This is a genomic window from Rhizobium sp. CG4 (genome assembly GCF_023701965.1).
Lineage (GTDB): Bacteria > Pseudomonadota > Alphaproteobacteria > Rhizobiales > Rhizobiaceae > Agrobacterium.
This window is the reverse complement of the sequence record NZ_JABAEG010000002.1, coordinates 555,691-570,320: the sequence shown is the minus strand read 5'-3', so window position 1 is coordinate 570,320 and position 14,630 is coordinate 555,691. Positions and strand designations below refer to the sequence as shown.

Below are 14,630 nucleotides of genomic sequence, written 5' to 3'. Positions count from 1 at the left end.
GGTGGAATGGCAAGGCGGTGTATATCCATCCTTAATATCTGCATTTGATGGCTTGTGATTAACCGCGAGAAAATCTTGCGGCTGATGTTGAGCTTGCGTCTAGCAGTTAGAAGTTAAATGAAAGGATCCATCATGGACAGAACCGTTCCCACGGGCGCGGCGCTGCTGCTTGTCTTTATCTACGAGACAGAGACGAAAATGAAAGCGCCTGATTGCTATGACGTGATTTTTGGTCACCGTCAAAAAGCACTGCCCAAGCCGCTTACCTCGATGACGTTGGGTGAAGTGCAGACTGCGCAGCGCACATGGAAAACCAAAGCCTGGGCGGCAAAGTTCAACTCAACTGTCGCGTCCTCGGCTGCTGGTGCGCCGCAGTTCATGGAAAAGACGCTAGCGGATCTGATTGTCGAACTGCGGCTCCGTCTGGCGCAAGTCTTCGACGGCGATCTTCAGGACAGGCTTGGTTACCACCTGCTGAAGCGTCGCGGTTATGAAGAATTCATGGCTGGCCGTTTGAGCCGGACGGCGTTTGGCAAGCAACTGGCGCAGGAATGGGCCAGCTTCCCGGTGCTTGAGGCCACCAAGGGCGCACACCGCAGCGTGACGCGCGGGCAAAGCTATTATGCCGGTGACAATGTCAACAAGGCACTGGTTGCGCCGCAGCTCGTCGAGGCGGTGCTCGATCGGGTGCGCCAGCTGGGCAATGATGTTGCGCCGGAAGAAACGGTTGCGCCGATCATCGTTGAGACGCCAGTCGTTGCAGATCCCGGCGAACTGGAGAAATCGCCCGCCAAGAGCAAGACCGTATGGACGTGGGCGCTGACGGCTATCGGTACCGGTGTTACCGCAGCCGGGAGCTTCCTTGGTGGTCTCGACTGGCGTGTGCAGTTGTTCATTTCCGCCGCGATCGTGGGCTTCGCAGTCTACGGCATCAAGCGCCGGTTTGACCTCGCCAAAGCCGTGCGTGATCTCAATGCGGAGTTCGGCACATGATCGCCACCCTACGGGACGTAGCCGTTGCGGCTGGCGGCATCGCTATCGGCGTTATCGTCGCTTCGCCCGCCGCCTACCTGTTCGGCAAGAGTGTGGAACGCGCGGATCTCGTTGTCGAGGCGACCACTGAAGCCATTTCCAAGATCCAGACCATGGAGGAAAACAATGCGGCCTTTCGCGATCTTACGCCTCGCCACCGTTGCCTTGTGCTTATGCGCGACAGCAAGCTGCCAGACAGCGCCTGCGATTGACGGGGCAGGGTATCAGCGCGTGGCATTTTCCAACGCCCAGGCCGCGCGCCTGGCTGCGGAAGATGCGACCGCCGGTCCTGCGATCAACTCCAATAATCGCCAATGCGCCAAAGATGCGGCGTGCAGGAAATGATGGCGATGGAGGCGACACCACACTCAGGCGTCGGGATCTGGATCCGTGTACGCCATCGCTTCGGGCCTCGCATGACGGAATGGTTCATGGGTTTTCATACTGCCGTGTGGGGTGCTGTTCTGCTGTGCTCGGACCGGCTGTTTGATCAACCCGCGTGGGCTGGTTTCCGTGCGATCTTAGGAAACGAAATCCTGCTTGGCTGGGCCATGCTGCTGCTTGGTATTCTCCGGACAATTGGCCTCATCATCAATGGAGCTCGAAAGGACGTGACGCCGGTCATTCGGCAGGTGTCCGCTGGCATAGGCTGTCTCATCTGGGTCGGCATTTCGTGTTGCTATGCATCCTCTGGTGTCGTGAGCACCTGGTTCGCCATCTATCCGCTGTTTGTGGTTGGCGAGCTGGTCAATATTCATCGCGCGGCGCACGACCAGGGGGAAACGAGATATGGAAAAACTGGCTGATCTGCCGCCCACTGCACTCATTGCTCTTGGGGTTACGCTTGCCTTCATCTTTGTTGTTCGGCACTTCGGTCTAGCCTCCGGAGAAAAGACCGGGCCGGAAAACAAAGCGCCGATCGCGGCCGTCATCGTCGACCCCACAGCGCTGAACAAGGCCACCGCTGCACTGGAAGAGCATACTACCGCGATCAAGCGTCACACAGACGTAGTTGAGGATGTTGCTAAGCACGTCGACTTCCTTGGAAACGAGATGAGCAGGATCCGCGAAGAGCTGCGGATCCGGCGAGAGATCGAGCGCAGCGCGCGCTGAAACAATTTCATATCACAAAGGATACCGCGATGGCTGATACCGCCACGAGAAAAAGACGCACGGCCAGTTACATCGGCGCGGGCGTAAGTGACCCTGTCGGCTGGACGAGGGTTGCGCCGGTCGCACCCGCTCCAAATGGCAAGGCCTACATCACCGATGGCGGCACGCCGCTGCGCTACAGGCTGAACGATGCAGGCGGTTACGCCCTGCGCGACGTGTAAGGAGAACGATATGGTTTCTACAGCAACCAGAAAACGGCGCGTCGCCAGTTATATCGGCGCAGGCATCATTCCAGGTGAGGGCGGTGGGGTTACGCCGCTCGGCCCGACGACGGCGACATTCACTGCGGGTACAGCACCGGGTTCGCTGATCGCGCTTATCACCGGCCTGCAGGATGGCGAGACCGTCACCGGTGTCACGCCGAACGACGGTCGCCTGACGATCGCTGGTAGCGGTACGCAGTTGGTCACTGGCCTCTCTGCGTCGAGTGCTGGCAACATTGCAGCGGTTCTGACCAGCAGCATGGGTCGCACGCTGAATATGGCGATTACGGTCGAGCCTGCCGCGACAGTCATCCCAACCAACGATTGGCGTCTGCCGATAACGATTGCCGATACAGGTGACGCAACCTGGAACGCAGCGCTAGTTGCCTCTGGGGCCGCGAAAACAGTACCGCTGAAATCTGCCGCTATTGCCGCAAATTCAACGCACGTGACGACGCTGGTGCATCAGCAAGTCGCTGCGCCTGGCGCATTGTTGTTTCTGGATTGGATCCCTTCAGGGTCGACGGTCCCGACGTTCACTTACGAATACAGCCTCGACACCACAACGGGCGCTGATGGCACTTGGGTATCATCCCCGTTCACACCCTGGAAGCCTGCAGGGCATACGCTGGCTACGCAATACTCCACAGTTGGCCAGCTCATCAATATTCCTGCTGGTGCAAGAGGTTCACGCCTCACTATTCAGACTGGCGCTAGTGTAACTTGCCGCCCGTATCTCGCTGCCTATCAGCTTATTGGAGATGGTTCCGAGCCTATCATCGCTGGGCCCAGCATGTCGATTGGCTATCAAAATCAGTCTTCATTGGTGATGCGTGCCCAGATTATGGAAGATGTTCCCGGATCTGACCCCATCTGGATAAATATGGCTCGTGCTGGAGCAAACAGCGCGGCGATAAAAACAGAGCAGATCGATGTTCTTGTTGCTGGTGGTCCGAATGGCCAGCTTGCTCATGTCAATTTCGTGGTGCTGGCCAACGGCCCGAATGATCGTGCGGCCTTTTTTGAAGGTGGCGGCACCTACGGTAGCGATAGTAATACCGCAGTCGTGGGAACGTTGTTTCAGGATAACATTGATGCGCTCGTTGCGAAGTTTGGCGCTTCCAACGTTTATGCTGCCAACATCAGTTTTGGTCGTTACAGCACTGACGTGCTGTCGCCGGATTACTTTCTTCGCTACAATAACGTCATCATTGATCCACGGATCAAGACGACTTTGCCGCGGAGCTGGTCGACTAAATACGACAGCCCGACGCTCGATGACTACATTGGTCAGGCCTCGGATAATGAGAAGACCGTCACCGACAACCTTCACAACAACTCCTTTGGTGCTCTTTCTTGGCGCAAGCGCCGCACCATCATATTCAGGATGATCTACGGCCTGTCGCGTGGCGATGAGGTTTTGGACGTGTTGTTGAAGCAGGTTGGTGTCGGGGCTAAGGCTTCTATGAAAGCCCGACTACAGGCGCTGCTTGACGGGCTTTCTGCCACGGTGGATGCGACGGCATTAGCCAACCGCGCCGCGTTTCAGGCAAGCATAAATGCGATTGCCACCACCTACACGCAAAACGCTGTTACAGGTGGCGCAAAGCTGCCTGATGACCCAAGCATAAGTGGCGCGCTGTTAGCAAACTTCGATGCCGACGACTTCGCACGGATCGATCGGTACTGGACAGGACAATTGCAGAGCTATGTGGACCGAAAATCAGGTTTCACTATGGCGCAGGCAAGTGCTGATCCCGTCAATTATCCTGTGCTTACACCAACGCAACACGATGGCCCGAGAGCAAAACTGTACCTCGGTGGGCCATCCAAGATCGTATCGCTTTCTTCTTCAGATGCGGGCTTGATTGGGTTCCTTGATCCAGCAAACAAGGCCTACACTGTTATTATGGTCTTTGCTGTTGAAGCTCTCCTGGCTAACGGCCATGACATGTTCAGCATTGGTAACGCCTCGGTCAACTTCTTGATCATGGCTATCTCTCCGAATTCTACGGTGCCTCGTATCTTCCTCGGTGATGGTGGCGGATCAGGCTTCTATGCGCCGGGCGATAGCGGGGTGTTGTTGGGGCAGCACACGGTGATTGCATTCCGGAATGATGGCACCGGCGGCGCAAACGGTGTGAAATATTTCCGAGGTTCGTTCACCCATCAGGGTGCCAATGCTCGCGTGGCAGCGAAAGTTGGTACTGCAGCTCACATTGGGCGGCGCGTGCAGGGATCAAGTGCATATTTCCAAGGCAGCCAACCCAAGCTCAACCTCTATAACGGGGCATTGAGTGACGCTGACATTCTTAGTGTTATGGCCGGCTACCAGCAGAATGGGGCCGCCTAAGAAGCGTAAGTCTTTGCGAGGCGCAGAACCTCTTTGTCGTTGAGAGGTTCTGCAGAACGTGCCGCAATAGGGTGTGGCCAAATACATGTCAAACGAGGTGCGATATCATCTGGGATTTTTAAGCCCCAGTTGATCGCGACGTAAAACACTGCTTGCCCCAATATAACAGTCAGCGAAAATCTTGAGCGCAGCATAGGAAAGGTTTCGTCTCTGAACCCTTCCTCAACTACCATTCCATGTCGCCAAGATAGGCCGTTAAGTTCAGGCGAACCGTTGTATTTAGCTATTAGAAACAACCACCCTGGCGGCGGAAGTTTATCGTCTTTGAATTGCTTTAGCTCTTGAGGCGGTGACGTTTTGTGAGCCGAAATCTGCTCTTTGATGAAAGCAAACATCGCCAGCCAAGTGGAAAGTGCCTCTCTCTTTTCATAGTCATCCAACTGAAAATCAGCGCCTGCTTTAAGGTCTAGAATTATAGGCTTTGCGCGCGTTTGTAGTTCGCTCATCCACTCATTGTTGCATTCCCTGCAGACCACTCTCGCACGATGGGAAAAAACATTGCCTGGACGCTCAACCTTGCCCTTGATTTCAGTCCATTCAAGTTTGGATGGATCGAAGTTTCTGACGATGTGTTTGGTTTCAGGTGCTACATCTCCGACAAAGGCTTTCAACCATTTGGGCCAAATGTGCTCCTGAGTAAGAGGGCCACCGCCGCAGAATATGCATTTGCCCGCGATTTGGACTTTCTCTCCCAAGGCTTCCTCGTGTTCTTGGATGCGGTTGAAAAGATTTGTTTCATCGTTTGACGTTGAAGACAATGGGGTGCTCCCATCACCCACCATCATCACTGTCGTGCGCGTCGCCAGCCTGCGGCGCGCGCTTCTCCTTCGGAGCAAAACCATCGCTCCCCGTACCTGTAGCTTATAACGGTCGGTTCATAGTACTCTTGGCCTTTGACGTGATAGATTTTCTCGCCTGAGACGATCGAGATATTTCCCTTAATGTCGCAGGCTGGGTCGTAGAGTGAGCGAGGCAACAAGGTGTATCCACCAGCGCCTAAAAAAGACGCGGCGGAAGACAGCAACACTATGACCGTAAATTTGCTCATTCGGCTTTTTAAAGCCTGAGTCGTGCAACTTCCGTTTGCGGGAATTGTAAAATTCTATCGACCCGCAATCTCAACGTCGTTTTATAGTGAAGAACCCTCTGCCTATAACTTAGGTAGAGGGTTTTGTAGTTTATCTGCCGCAGCCCGCGTGATGAACCTGTCTCGGCTATCTGCTGCAGCGTCTCGTCTTTAGACCCTGGCCAATGAGTATCTGACCGTTGGGTAATTCGACTCATCAACGCCCGATGCTGTGTCGATCAAGATCCAACCCTGCTTTAAGAGGTCGTTTACGGTCTGCTTAGAATTGGTTTCGGTTACTTCTTTCACTTCACTCAAATCGACTTTGGGCATTCTTTTGTTTCTCCATACACGTCTGGCGGTCGGCCAGATAGGGCTGCAGTTGCTGCGCGAAAACGCGGCTGAGCGAATACACTATAAAGTTGCTCAGGGCAATTTGTGTTCGCCTGTTTTGATTTTGTGAGGTTCAAAGGTTACTAATCACCGCCTCATCTCACCCAGCACCCCATCATCAAATGGTGGGGTGATCAAGAAGCCGATCGTGGTGATCCTGGCGGCTTTGGTTTCGTGTGGATCAACGAATAATTAAGTTGCGCCGCCATATGAATAGCATCCCTAAGTAGAGAGGGAGATCCTATGACTTCAGCACCAATAGGCCAGCGCTCATGCGATGATCTCCGGGCAGAGTTAGTGAAACACCAAGACGCTTTGGATCAAGGCAAACAAATGCTTGGCCCCCAGTATAGCCCAAACGCCCGCAAAGCGCTTAAGGCCATAGAGGACGCGATTGATGCCATTAAATCAGAAATCGCCGACCGCTGCTGAATAGCACCTCAACGCCGTGCCATTAAATGGTGGTGTCAGTAAAAAGCCGCTCGGGGAGATCCGGGCGGCTTTTTTATTTTTTATGCATATCCCAGTACGGATAATGCTCTGCGCACCACCAATTGACAGGCTCGGCTGCCGTGCGTGCGTAACCCATTCCGCCCCACTTTTTGCATTCAGGCACGCAGCAATAATGCTGGTCGATTACCCCGTCACCGGCTTTTCTTTTTTCATCGCTCATCTTGATTCCTTCGTTGTGGGCTCAACGCCCTCTAGGCAGGGAAAGCGCATACCGCACCGATCGCCTTCGATATGAAAAAAGCGGTCACATCCCAAAGCCAACCGTCGTCTCAATCGCGAAAAGCTTGCGTCAGCGCCGAGTTTTCTCACAATTGCTTTTCGTTCAAGAAGGTCGCGGTGCTGACACGGGACACATACGACTTCAATGGTAGAAAGGTTGATGTCTTTAAGTGTCGGGCCATCATCATTGATTGCCTTTTGACCGCGCCTTCGCATCTAATTCCCTGTGTGAGATTTCAATTTGTCGGTCGTTTGCGGCCATCCTGCAGCCAGCCTCTCTAGCTCGTAGTGCTCTTCTACCAGGCGCGCTGCCTCGCGGGCGTCGCTAGCATATCCACCTTGAGGCATCACTGTTACTTTAAGGCGCTTTGAATGCCCCGCGTCCCATTTGTAAGTGTTACGCATGGTACCCGCTTCTTGGACTGAGATCCGCCCGACAATTTCTCCCTCGACGATGCAGACAAAATCATCCAGCAGCTTTCCATTCAGCCCGCATTCGCCCGGCCATGTCCTCACCCACATGTGTTTGGGTTGATATGTGCGATCGGTCATTTAGCTCAATCACTCCTGATTGTTCTCTAAATGTTCTCATTGTGGACTGAAGTCAATATTCTGTTTTTGACGCTGGACACTTTTTTAAAAAGCGTAACAAAACGTCACTAAAAGCCGGTGTCCAGAAAGTTGGTAAGCGATTGTAAAAGCTAAATTGATGTGGACCGGCAAGGAATAGAACGGCTTTAAAGTCGTGGTGGCTGGATTTTACGTTCGTGATGGTTGTAGTTTCTGGTTTCACCTTCAATCCCGTTTCTCTTATGGAAACCGACTGGTATGGCTCTCGCTTCCTTATACAGCAACCAAAAGCTGAATAAAATATTCTCTCACTACACCAGCTTAGACGGATTTCTCAACATCATCCGAGAATCGCAGATCCGTGCTTCAAATATTCTGTTCCTCAATGACAAGGAGGAGATGGAATACGGTATCAAAATCGCAAAAGAGGTCTTAGCCGAATTTGATAAAGAAGAGGGGCGTAAGCGGTCTTCCCGTAGCCTGAAGGTGCAAATGGAAATACCGGACGTTTATGCGTGCTGCTTTTGTGAAGAGCAGGACATGTTGAGTCAGTGGAGGGGCTATGGAGCAGCAAGTCAGGGCGTATCAATTCAGTTTGATGCCGACGCGCTAGCTACATTGGCCAAGAGCCACAACTTCCAACTCGTCACTGTTAAGTATGGTAAGAAGGACGCGATGTCTGTCCTACGCGAACGTTTGCAAGGAGCTGAGACTACTGCATCAATAATTCGATCGTTGATAGAGTTAAAAAATGAGGAAGATTATACCGCAGACGATGTTAGACGAAATATGGTTCTCAATCTTGCTCCAGAGTTCAAGAATGACGCCTTCAAAGAAGAGTGCGAGTGGAGGATCGTCGCCACTGCAAATGTTGTAAAACAGGTTCACTACCGGACTCGTGACAACGTGATTATACCTTATGTAAATATTGGAAACTCAAATGCGCGGCTTCCAATAACTAGGGTCACGGTAGGGCCAGGCAAGGACTCTAATCTCACTCGGAAAAGCATCGAGAAATTTTTGTCCAGTAATCTTTTTTACAACAATGTAGATGTTGGCGTTTCTAGTATCCCATTCAGAACGTGATCTTAATCCCCGGATCTCAAGACGACGAGCATCTGGCAATCAGGAAATTTTGATTTTCTCCAGAAGATCTAGACGGCGCTGCATTTCAGCGCCATCGCCATATGTCGGCCTGCCAAATTCATGCCCCATGAGATCCGCCTGCATGCGATCGGACGCGCCAGCATTTTCTATGCGGTCCTGGAAGGTGTGTCTTAGCGAATAGGCTGTGTGCCGCTTCGTTGGACGAAGTCCGGCGTTCATCAGGTACTTGTTGATGTTGGCTGACGCGCCATCTGACTTGTCGTGATAGAGCGGCAAGCCGTTTGGATGGCGCTTCATCGCCTCCAGCGCGACGCCTACGAGCGGAATGCGCCTAACTGAGTATTCTGTCTTGTTTCGACGGTCATCGCGCTCAGCGACCTCTACGTGAGGTATTTCGTCATCAAGGCGGATATCCTCTGGTCGCAGATTGCAGACCTCTGTCAACCGCATGCCGGTTTCCGCCATCACTTGGATGATGGCCTGGCCTTCCGGGTTGAGACCGTCCAAGGCTCCTGGTGCCAAGATCTTGTCTCGCACCCATGCGACGGGGAAGGGCGGGCGCTTTTCCAGCTTGGTTGCGTTCGTTTCTTTGATTCGCAGTTTTTCCCAAGCTTTGTGGAATTCTGTCTGCAACGCATCGTCGATCACGGACAGCATGCCCGCAAGATCCGTAAAGCTTCTGTTGGCGCTATAGGCCTTGAGCTTTTCGTCCTTGATCTTGCGAACCCACCAATCCCGAAAGCGTATCGTGTCCGCTCTAGTGATGTCCTGCAGGTCCACATCGCCCAGAACGTCCTTGACGTAGCGAATGGCTCTTTCGCGAGAGACCTGGTGCTTTCGCATCTGGTTCCGCGACAGTCCGGTCAGTCCGGCCTCGTTGTGCTGAGTGTAAAGAGTCCAGATGTCGCTGATCTTTGGTCTGGGTTGTCTCGCTGTACCAAGTGACGCGTCGACGATCGTCGGCGATACGTCCATGTTCTGCTGCGCCAGGCGCAGCCTGCGCTCGAGCTCGGCCAGATCGAGCAGGGCAGCTTCTGTCGCTGGTCTGTAGGTGAAGCCAAGGCTCTGCGCCGCTTTTACGGCGGCCTGGTACTCCTCGACCGCGCCCACGGCATTCTTGCCCTCCAGCAGCGCCTTCCAATAACTCTCCGAGGCTTTGTGCAGCGTTTCGGCTCGCTCAAGTGCCTCTTTGTGATTCTTTGTCTTGAGGCTTTTCTTGACGTGCACGCGGCTATCGAGGTGCGCGACTTCTGTCGGCACTCGCCTGTAATAGCGATAGATGCCGTTCGTGGGGTCTTTCACCACGTACTTGGAAAGGTCTTCGGATTTCATATTTGCTCGCCTGATGTAGGCGAAAATGTACCCAAAATGTATCTGGAAAAGCAAGTCGTGGACTTAGTCCTACCGTCGACGCATTTGCGTCGAGGTCGTAACCATTTGATTTTGTTTTTGTTTATTTGCGGTAGCCAACTTTTCTGTTTTAGAAAAATGGCTCCCCGGGCCGGATTCGAACCGGCGACCTGTCGATTAACAGTCGAATGCTCTACCGCTGAGCTACCAGGGAATGTCCACCGCTTGTCGTGGTGTGAGCGGGGTAATACAAATGCTTTTCCCATTTGCCAAGTGCTTTTTTCAAAAAAAATGCATTCGTCTTGTTTTATTCACAAAAGGTCCCATTTTGCAGGGGATGTTGAGCGAAAATAATTTTGGATGTTTTGGCCAAATGAGGCTGAGAGAAGTGATACGTCGATGAAATTTGGAATCGATTCCAGAAATGGCAAACTGAATCTCGGAAAAATCAGCATCTCAATGCCAAGATCCCGTTATGGGCGCATCACGGCGGGCTCTCTGCTCATCGTCGGCGGTGTGTTGGGGTTTTTGCCAATATTGGGATTCTGGATGTTGCCGCTTGGCGTAATCGTGTTGTCGCATGATTTGCACATCGTGCGCAGAGGCAGGCGCCGCGTCACCATATGGTGGGCGCGGCGCAAAGGTTCACCAGTGCCTGTAAAAGATCTGCAGCCTATTCAGCCAAAAGACCACCAAGCCCCTGGCCAGCAATAAACGCCAGATAAGCGAGAACAGAAAAATAGACGACGGTCAGCACGAGGAAGGCATAACCGCCGACCACGAAGAATCCGTCACGCTGGATCATGCCCGCCGAAAACAGCAGGATCGCCACAGCTGGCAGTGTATTGGAGAATGGAATGAGGCCGAGCGGCAACATCAGCAGGATGCCGGCCGCCATGATGGCAAGACCATTGATGCGGTTGGCAAACAGGCTGCCGGTCAGGGCAGGTAGGCGAGGGCGGATATAATTATCCAGCTTCGAGACGATCGAAATTCCCTTTTCCAGCGCAGGCAGCAGTTTTGACGTCTGCATCTGCTTGTCCAGAATGCGGGCAGGCAGCCAGGGCATGCGATTGAGTGTGATGGCAACGCTGATCATGATGATTGCCGCACCAAACACGGTGCTGACGCCCGGGATGGATACCGGAATGAGAAACGGCAGCGACGCAATGGCGCAAACCAGCAGCAATCCCTGTTCGCCGATACAAGCCATCAATTCTCTGAGCGTAATCGTCTGGCCATCGAGTTTGCCGATCAGTTTTCTAAGCGTTGCGCTCAACTTCTCGGACGTATCGGTGAAGGTGAAATCGTTTGCCGTCATGTTTTATCCCGTAAATTAAAATCAGGGATTGATAACAGGTATGGCACGAATTGCCTACGAGAAAGCAGGCGCAACAAAGCTCCCGCCATTCACATGGCCGCGATTTTACCGGATGTCTGCCTCAAACTGTTCGCGATTTAATGCGAAACCCATTTGGTATAGGCGCCCGCTACCAAAACAATCATCAGCACGCCAATGATGAATGGATTAAGCGATGTGAACAGACCTAAGATGTCCATGACATTTCCTCCTCAGTTCTCCCACTGACAACTATATGACAATTTTGGAATATATGCCAGAAAAACAATGTTTTGGTTGCGATGCAGCATTGACTTTTCTAAAAGGTTCGCGGTTTTGCGCTTGCGCATGTCTGGATGCGTAAAGGGGCCTGCGCTAAATGGCGCATGGCATGACGAATGAATATTTGAGTGTTTTGGGCCGGTGAAAACGCCCGGTTTCATCTTTTGATTTTCAGGAAGGTATGGAAAATGCTGCGTGGTTTGTATGACTGGACCATGGCTCTTGCGCGTCGCAAGACCGCCGTATGGTGGCTGGCAATCGTCGCCTTCGTGGAAAGCTCAGTGTTTCTGGTTCCCGCCGACGTGCTGTTCCTGCCAATGGTTCTGGCAAAGCCACACCGCGCCATGCACTACGCATTTGTGGCCACGCTGTTTTCGGTGCTCGGTGGTATCGCAGGGTGGTTTCTTGGCCATTACGCCTTTGAAAGCATCGCCCGTCCGGTGCTGGAGTTTTACGGTAAACTGCATGCATTTGAAGAGCTGCAGGCGACCGTCACCTACGAAACCATTGTACTATTGCTGATCACATCGGGTCTGGCGCATCTGCCGCCGATCAAGGTCGTCACGATCCTGTCAGGTGCGGCCAATATCAGCCTTAGCCTGTTTATCATCTCTGCGGTCATCACCCGTGGCGCACGCTTCTTCATTCTGGCCGGCCTGCTGCGGAAATATGGCGAGGACATTCGCCATTTCATCGAAAAGCGCCTTGGCCTGATCAGCGCTGTAGCTGCAGCCGCACTCATTGCCGTTTATGCGGCTTACGTTTTTCTGAGGTGAGGTTTTGTGAGGAAAATCAATCACATCAATGGGGGTGTGATTGAGGAAATGGTCGGAGCGACAGGATTTGAACCTGCGACCCCTTGCCCCCCAGGCAAGTGCGCTACCGAGCTGCGCTACGCTCCGAACTGCCTAAAAAGGCTTGGTTCGATTAATCTTTTTAAAATACCGATGCAAGCTTAAAATCATTCGGTGAATATAAAAGTGCGGGGCGGGCGGCACCTCGCACGCTGCAAATCAGATGCTCATCCGGGCTCTAGCCATTCACCCATTCCCCACCATGCAATCGACCAGTTTTTCCTTGGAGACACTGCCGACAGGGCGTCCCTGCGAGCAGACGATATTGACGACCGATGCGCCAGCCTTGGTCAGTTCCCGCAGCGACTGTTCAACAGTCAGATCTTCCGACAGTTGCAGGGAAGGGCCGACAGACCTGGTCTGCTCGGCAACCGCGCTCAGGCGGATCACGCGCCCACGGTTCACCTCCTTGACGAAGGATTCAATATAGGCGTCGGCCGGGTTGAGCACGATGTCTGCCGGCGTACCCTGTTGAATAACCTCGCCGTCGCGCAGGATGGCAATCTTGTCGCCCAGTCGAAGTGCCTCATCCAGATCATGGGTGATAAAGACGACAGTCTTTTTGAGTTCCTTTTGCAGTTCCAGCAGCACGCCCTGCATGTCGACGCGGATCAGCGGATCAAGCGCTGAATAGGCTTCGTCCATCAACAGGATTTCAGCATTGTGGGTTAGCGCGCGGGCAAGACCGACACGTTGTTGCATGCCACCGGACAGCTGATTGGGGTAGTGGTTGGCAAAACCATCAAGTCCCACACGCTTTATCCAGATCTGTGCGCGTTCTTCGCGCTCTTCTTTTTCCGTTCCCTGAATTTCAAGGCCGTAGACGGTGTTTTGCAACACGTTACGGTGGGGCAGAAGGGCAAATTTCTGGAACACCATTGCCGTCTTGTGGCGGCGAAACTCCCGCAACTCGTCCTGGCTCATGCGACAGACATCATCGCCGCCATACAGAACTTCGCCAGCGGTTGGTTCGATAAGGCGGTTGATGTGGCGAATGAGCGTTGATTTGCCAGAGCCGGACAGGCCCATTATTACGGTAATGCCGCCGCCGGGAATGGTGATGTTGATGTCGCGCAAACCCAGGACATGGCCATGCTTCTGGTTCAGTTCGGTTTTTGTCATGCCATTGGCGACGGATTCAACAAAGTTTGCAGGCCGGGGTCCGAAAATCTTGTAAAGGTTCCGGATCTCAATCGATTGACTAGTCATGCGTGATTTCCCGGTGCTTTTGCAGGCGCAGGCCATAGGCTTGGCTGATACGGTCAAAAATGATGGCGATGCCAACAATGGCCAGCCCGTTAAAAATGCCGAGGGTAAAATACTGGTTGGCAATGGCTTTCAGCACCGGTTGCCCCAGACCCTGCACGCCAATCATCGAAGCAATCACCACCATGGCCAGTGCCATCATGATGGTCTGGTTTATACCGGCCATGATGGTGGGCAGGGCAAGCGGCAGCTGCACGTTCTTCAGCTTCTGCCAGCCGGATGACCCAAAGGCGTCTGCGGCCTCCAGCACGTCACGGTCGACCATGCGGATGCCAAGATTGGTCAGGCGGATCATGGGCGGAATGGCGTAGATGACAACCGCAATCACCCCGGGCACACGCCCGATGCCAAGCAACATCACCACCGGGATGAGGTAGACGAAACTCGGCATGGTCTGCATGACGTCAAGCACCGGGTTGACGACGTTCTGCAGCCGGTTTGAACGCGACATGGCAATGCCGATCGGCAGGCCGATGAGGATCGATACGACAGTACAGACAAGGATCATCGACACCGTCTTCATCGTATCGGCCCACATGTCGAAATAACCGATGAGGAAGAGGGTGAACACGCAGCCGATGACGATGGGCAGACTGCGGCTGGCAAGCCAGGCAATGGCGGCGATAACCATAATGATAATCGGCCATGGTGTGCCGGTCAGCAGCCGCTCTGACCAGATCAGGAAACTTTGCAGGGGACTGAACAGCGCTTCGATGTCGCTGCCATACGCCCGCGTAAATCCGCGAAATCCTTCGTCGATGCTTTTTTTGACACCGCGAAGGGTTTCGGCATCCATTGTCGGAAACTTCCAGAACCAATCCATATGAACGTCCCCATGACGATAAGGGCG

At 53.4% G+C, this 14,630-nt stretch carries 17 protein-coding genes, 2 tRNA genes and 1 pseudogene; 10 read left to right on the top strand and 10 right to left on the bottom strand.

Annotation, left to right across the window (positions count from 1 at the left end; genetic code table 11):
- Window positions 1–117: 117 nt before the first annotated feature.
- The 6 genes and pseudogenes from HGO37_RS26630 to HGO37_RS07820 form a co-directional block, all read left to right on the top strand.
- A pseudogene (locus HGO37_RS26630) lies at window positions 118–567 on the top strand (lysozyme family protein); the annotation flags it as partial.
- A 422-nt stretch (window positions 568–989) separates the two neighbouring features.
- Window positions 990–1,244, top strand: a complete 255-nt coding sequence (locus HGO37_RS07840) for a hypothetical protein (protein ID WP_250982840.1) — start codon at window positions 990–992, stop codon at window positions 1,242–1,244.
- Between the two features lie 138 nt (window positions 1,245–1,382).
- Window positions 1,383–1,838, top strand: coding sequence for a hypothetical protein (locus tag HGO37_RS07835; protein WP_250982839.1), 456 nt, complete (start codon window positions 1,383–1,385; stop codon window positions 1,836–1,838).
- Window positions 1,822–2,145, top strand: a complete 324-nt coding sequence (locus HGO37_RS07830; protein WP_250982838.1) for a hypothetical protein — start codon at window positions 1,822–1,824, stop codon at window positions 2,143–2,145. The genes HGO37_RS07835 and HGO37_RS07830 overlap by 17 nt, the downstream gene beginning before the upstream one ends.
- A 29-nt stretch (window positions 2,146–2,174) precedes the next feature.
- Window positions 2,175–2,366 (top strand): hypothetical protein, encoded by a 192-nt coding sequence (locus tag HGO37_RS07825; RefSeq protein WP_250982837.1) that lies wholly within the window; start codon window positions 2,175–2,177, stop codon window positions 2,364–2,366.
- Window positions 2,367–2,376: 10 nt separating this feature from the next.
- Window positions 2,377–4,761 (top strand): LamG-like jellyroll fold domain-containing protein, encoded by a 2,385-nt coding sequence (locus tag HGO37_RS07820; protein WP_250982836.1) that lies wholly within the window; start codon window positions 2,377–2,379, stop codon window positions 4,759–4,761.
- Here the strand turns inward: HGO37_RS07820 and HGO37_RS07815 are convergent.
- Together HGO37_RS07815 and HGO37_RS07810 are read right to left on the bottom strand one after the other, a co-directional pair.
- Window positions 4,758–5,579: a hypothetical protein gene (locus tag HGO37_RS07815; protein WP_250982835.1), complete on the bottom strand. Its 822-nt coding sequence runs from the start codon at window positions 5,577–5,579 to the stop codon at window positions 4,758–4,760. The genes HGO37_RS07820 and HGO37_RS07815 overlap by 4 nt on opposite strands.
- A gap of 26 nt (window positions 5,580–5,605) precedes the next feature.
- On the bottom strand, window positions 5,606–5,869 hold the full coding sequence (locus tag HGO37_RS07810; RefSeq protein WP_250982834.1) for a sunset domain-containing protein: 264 nt from the start codon (window positions 5,867–5,869) through the stop codon (window positions 5,606–5,608).
- Between the two features lie 654 nt (window positions 5,870–6,523).
- Here HGO37_RS07810 and HGO37_RS07805 point away from each other — a divergent pair.
- Window positions 6,524–6,712 carry a hypothetical protein gene (locus tag HGO37_RS07805; protein ID WP_250982833.1) on the top strand — a complete coding sequence of 63 codons (189 nt, stop codon included), beginning with the start codon at window positions 6,524–6,526 and terminating at the stop codon, window positions 6,710–6,712.
- A gap of 73 nt (window positions 6,713–6,785) precedes the next feature.
- Here the strand turns inward: HGO37_RS07805 and HGO37_RS07800 are convergent, their stop codons facing one another.
- Entirely contained in the window at window positions 6,786–6,953 is a 168-nt protein-coding gene (locus HGO37_RS07800) for a hypothetical protein (RefSeq protein WP_250982832.1), read from the bottom strand.
- 275 nt (window positions 6,954–7,228) lie between these two features.
- Window positions 7,229–7,564 carry a hypothetical protein gene (locus HGO37_RS07795; protein ID WP_250982831.1) on the bottom strand — a complete coding sequence of 112 codons (336 nt, stop codon included), beginning with the start codon at window positions 7,562–7,564 and terminating at the stop codon, window positions 7,229–7,231.
- A gap of 276 nt (window positions 7,565–7,840) precedes the next feature.
- Here HGO37_RS07795 and HGO37_RS07790 point away from each other — a divergent pair, with 276 nt between their 5' ends.
- Window positions 7,841–8,668, top strand: coding sequence for a DUF2971 domain-containing protein (locus HGO37_RS07790; RefSeq protein ID WP_250982830.1), 828 nt, complete (start codon window positions 7,841–7,843; stop codon window positions 8,666–8,668).
- 39 nt (window positions 8,669–8,707) lie between these two features.
- Here HGO37_RS07790 and HGO37_RS07785 read toward each other — a convergent pair whose 3' ends face one another.
- Together HGO37_RS07785 and HGO37_RS07780 are read right to left on the bottom strand one after the other, a co-directional pair.
- Window positions 8,708–10,021, bottom strand: coding sequence for a tyrosine-type recombinase/integrase (locus tag HGO37_RS07785; RefSeq protein ID WP_250982829.1), 1,314 nt, complete (start codon window positions 10,019–10,021; stop codon window positions 8,708–8,710).
- A 157-nt stretch (window positions 10,022–10,178) separates the two neighbouring features.
- Window positions 10,179–10,253 (bottom strand) — tRNA-Asn (locus HGO37_RS07780).
- A 185-nt stretch (window positions 10,254–10,438) separates the two neighbouring features.
- Between HGO37_RS07780 and HGO37_RS07775 the strand changes: the two genes are divergently transcribed.
- Window positions 10,439–10,753 (top strand): hypothetical protein, encoded by a 315-nt coding sequence (locus HGO37_RS07775; protein WP_250982828.1) that lies wholly within the window; start codon window positions 10,439–10,441, stop codon window positions 10,751–10,753.
- Here HGO37_RS07775 and HGO37_RS07770 read toward each other — a convergent pair.
- Entirely contained in the window at window positions 10,713–11,360 is a 648-nt protein-coding gene (locus tag HGO37_RS07770; protein ID WP_250982827.1) for an exopolysaccharide biosynthesis protein, read from the bottom strand. The genes HGO37_RS07775 and HGO37_RS07770 overlap by 41 nt on opposite strands.
- Before the next feature lie 488 nt (window positions 11,361–11,848).
- On the opposite strand from HGO37_RS07770, the gene HGO37_RS07765 reads away from it, so the two are divergent.
- Complete coding sequence (locus HGO37_RS07765) at window positions 11,849–12,436, top strand: YqaA family protein (protein ID WP_250982826.1); 588 nt, start codon at window positions 11,849–11,851, stop codon at window positions 12,434–12,436.
- 49 nt (window positions 12,437–12,485) lie between these two features.
- Here the strand turns inward: HGO37_RS07765 and HGO37_RS07760 are convergent.
- From HGO37_RS07760 to HGO37_RS07750, 3 genes are all read right to left on the bottom strand, one after another.
- A tRNA-Pro gene (locus HGO37_RS07760) sits at window positions 12,486–12,562 on the bottom strand.
- A gap of 138 nt (window positions 12,563–12,700) precedes the next feature.
- On the bottom strand, window positions 12,701–13,723 hold the full coding sequence (locus tag HGO37_RS07755; RefSeq protein ID WP_250982825.1) for a quaternary amine ABC transporter ATP-binding protein: 1,023 nt from the start codon (window positions 13,721–13,723) through the stop codon (window positions 12,701–12,703).
- On the bottom strand, window positions 13,716–14,603 hold the full coding sequence (locus HGO37_RS07750; protein ID WP_250982824.1) for an ABC transporter permease: 888 nt from the start codon (window positions 14,601–14,603) through the stop codon (window positions 13,716–13,718). Before HGO37_RS07750 ends, HGO37_RS07755 begins: the two co-directional genes overlap by 8 nt.
- Between the last annotated feature and the right edge of the window lie 27 nt (window positions 14,604–14,630).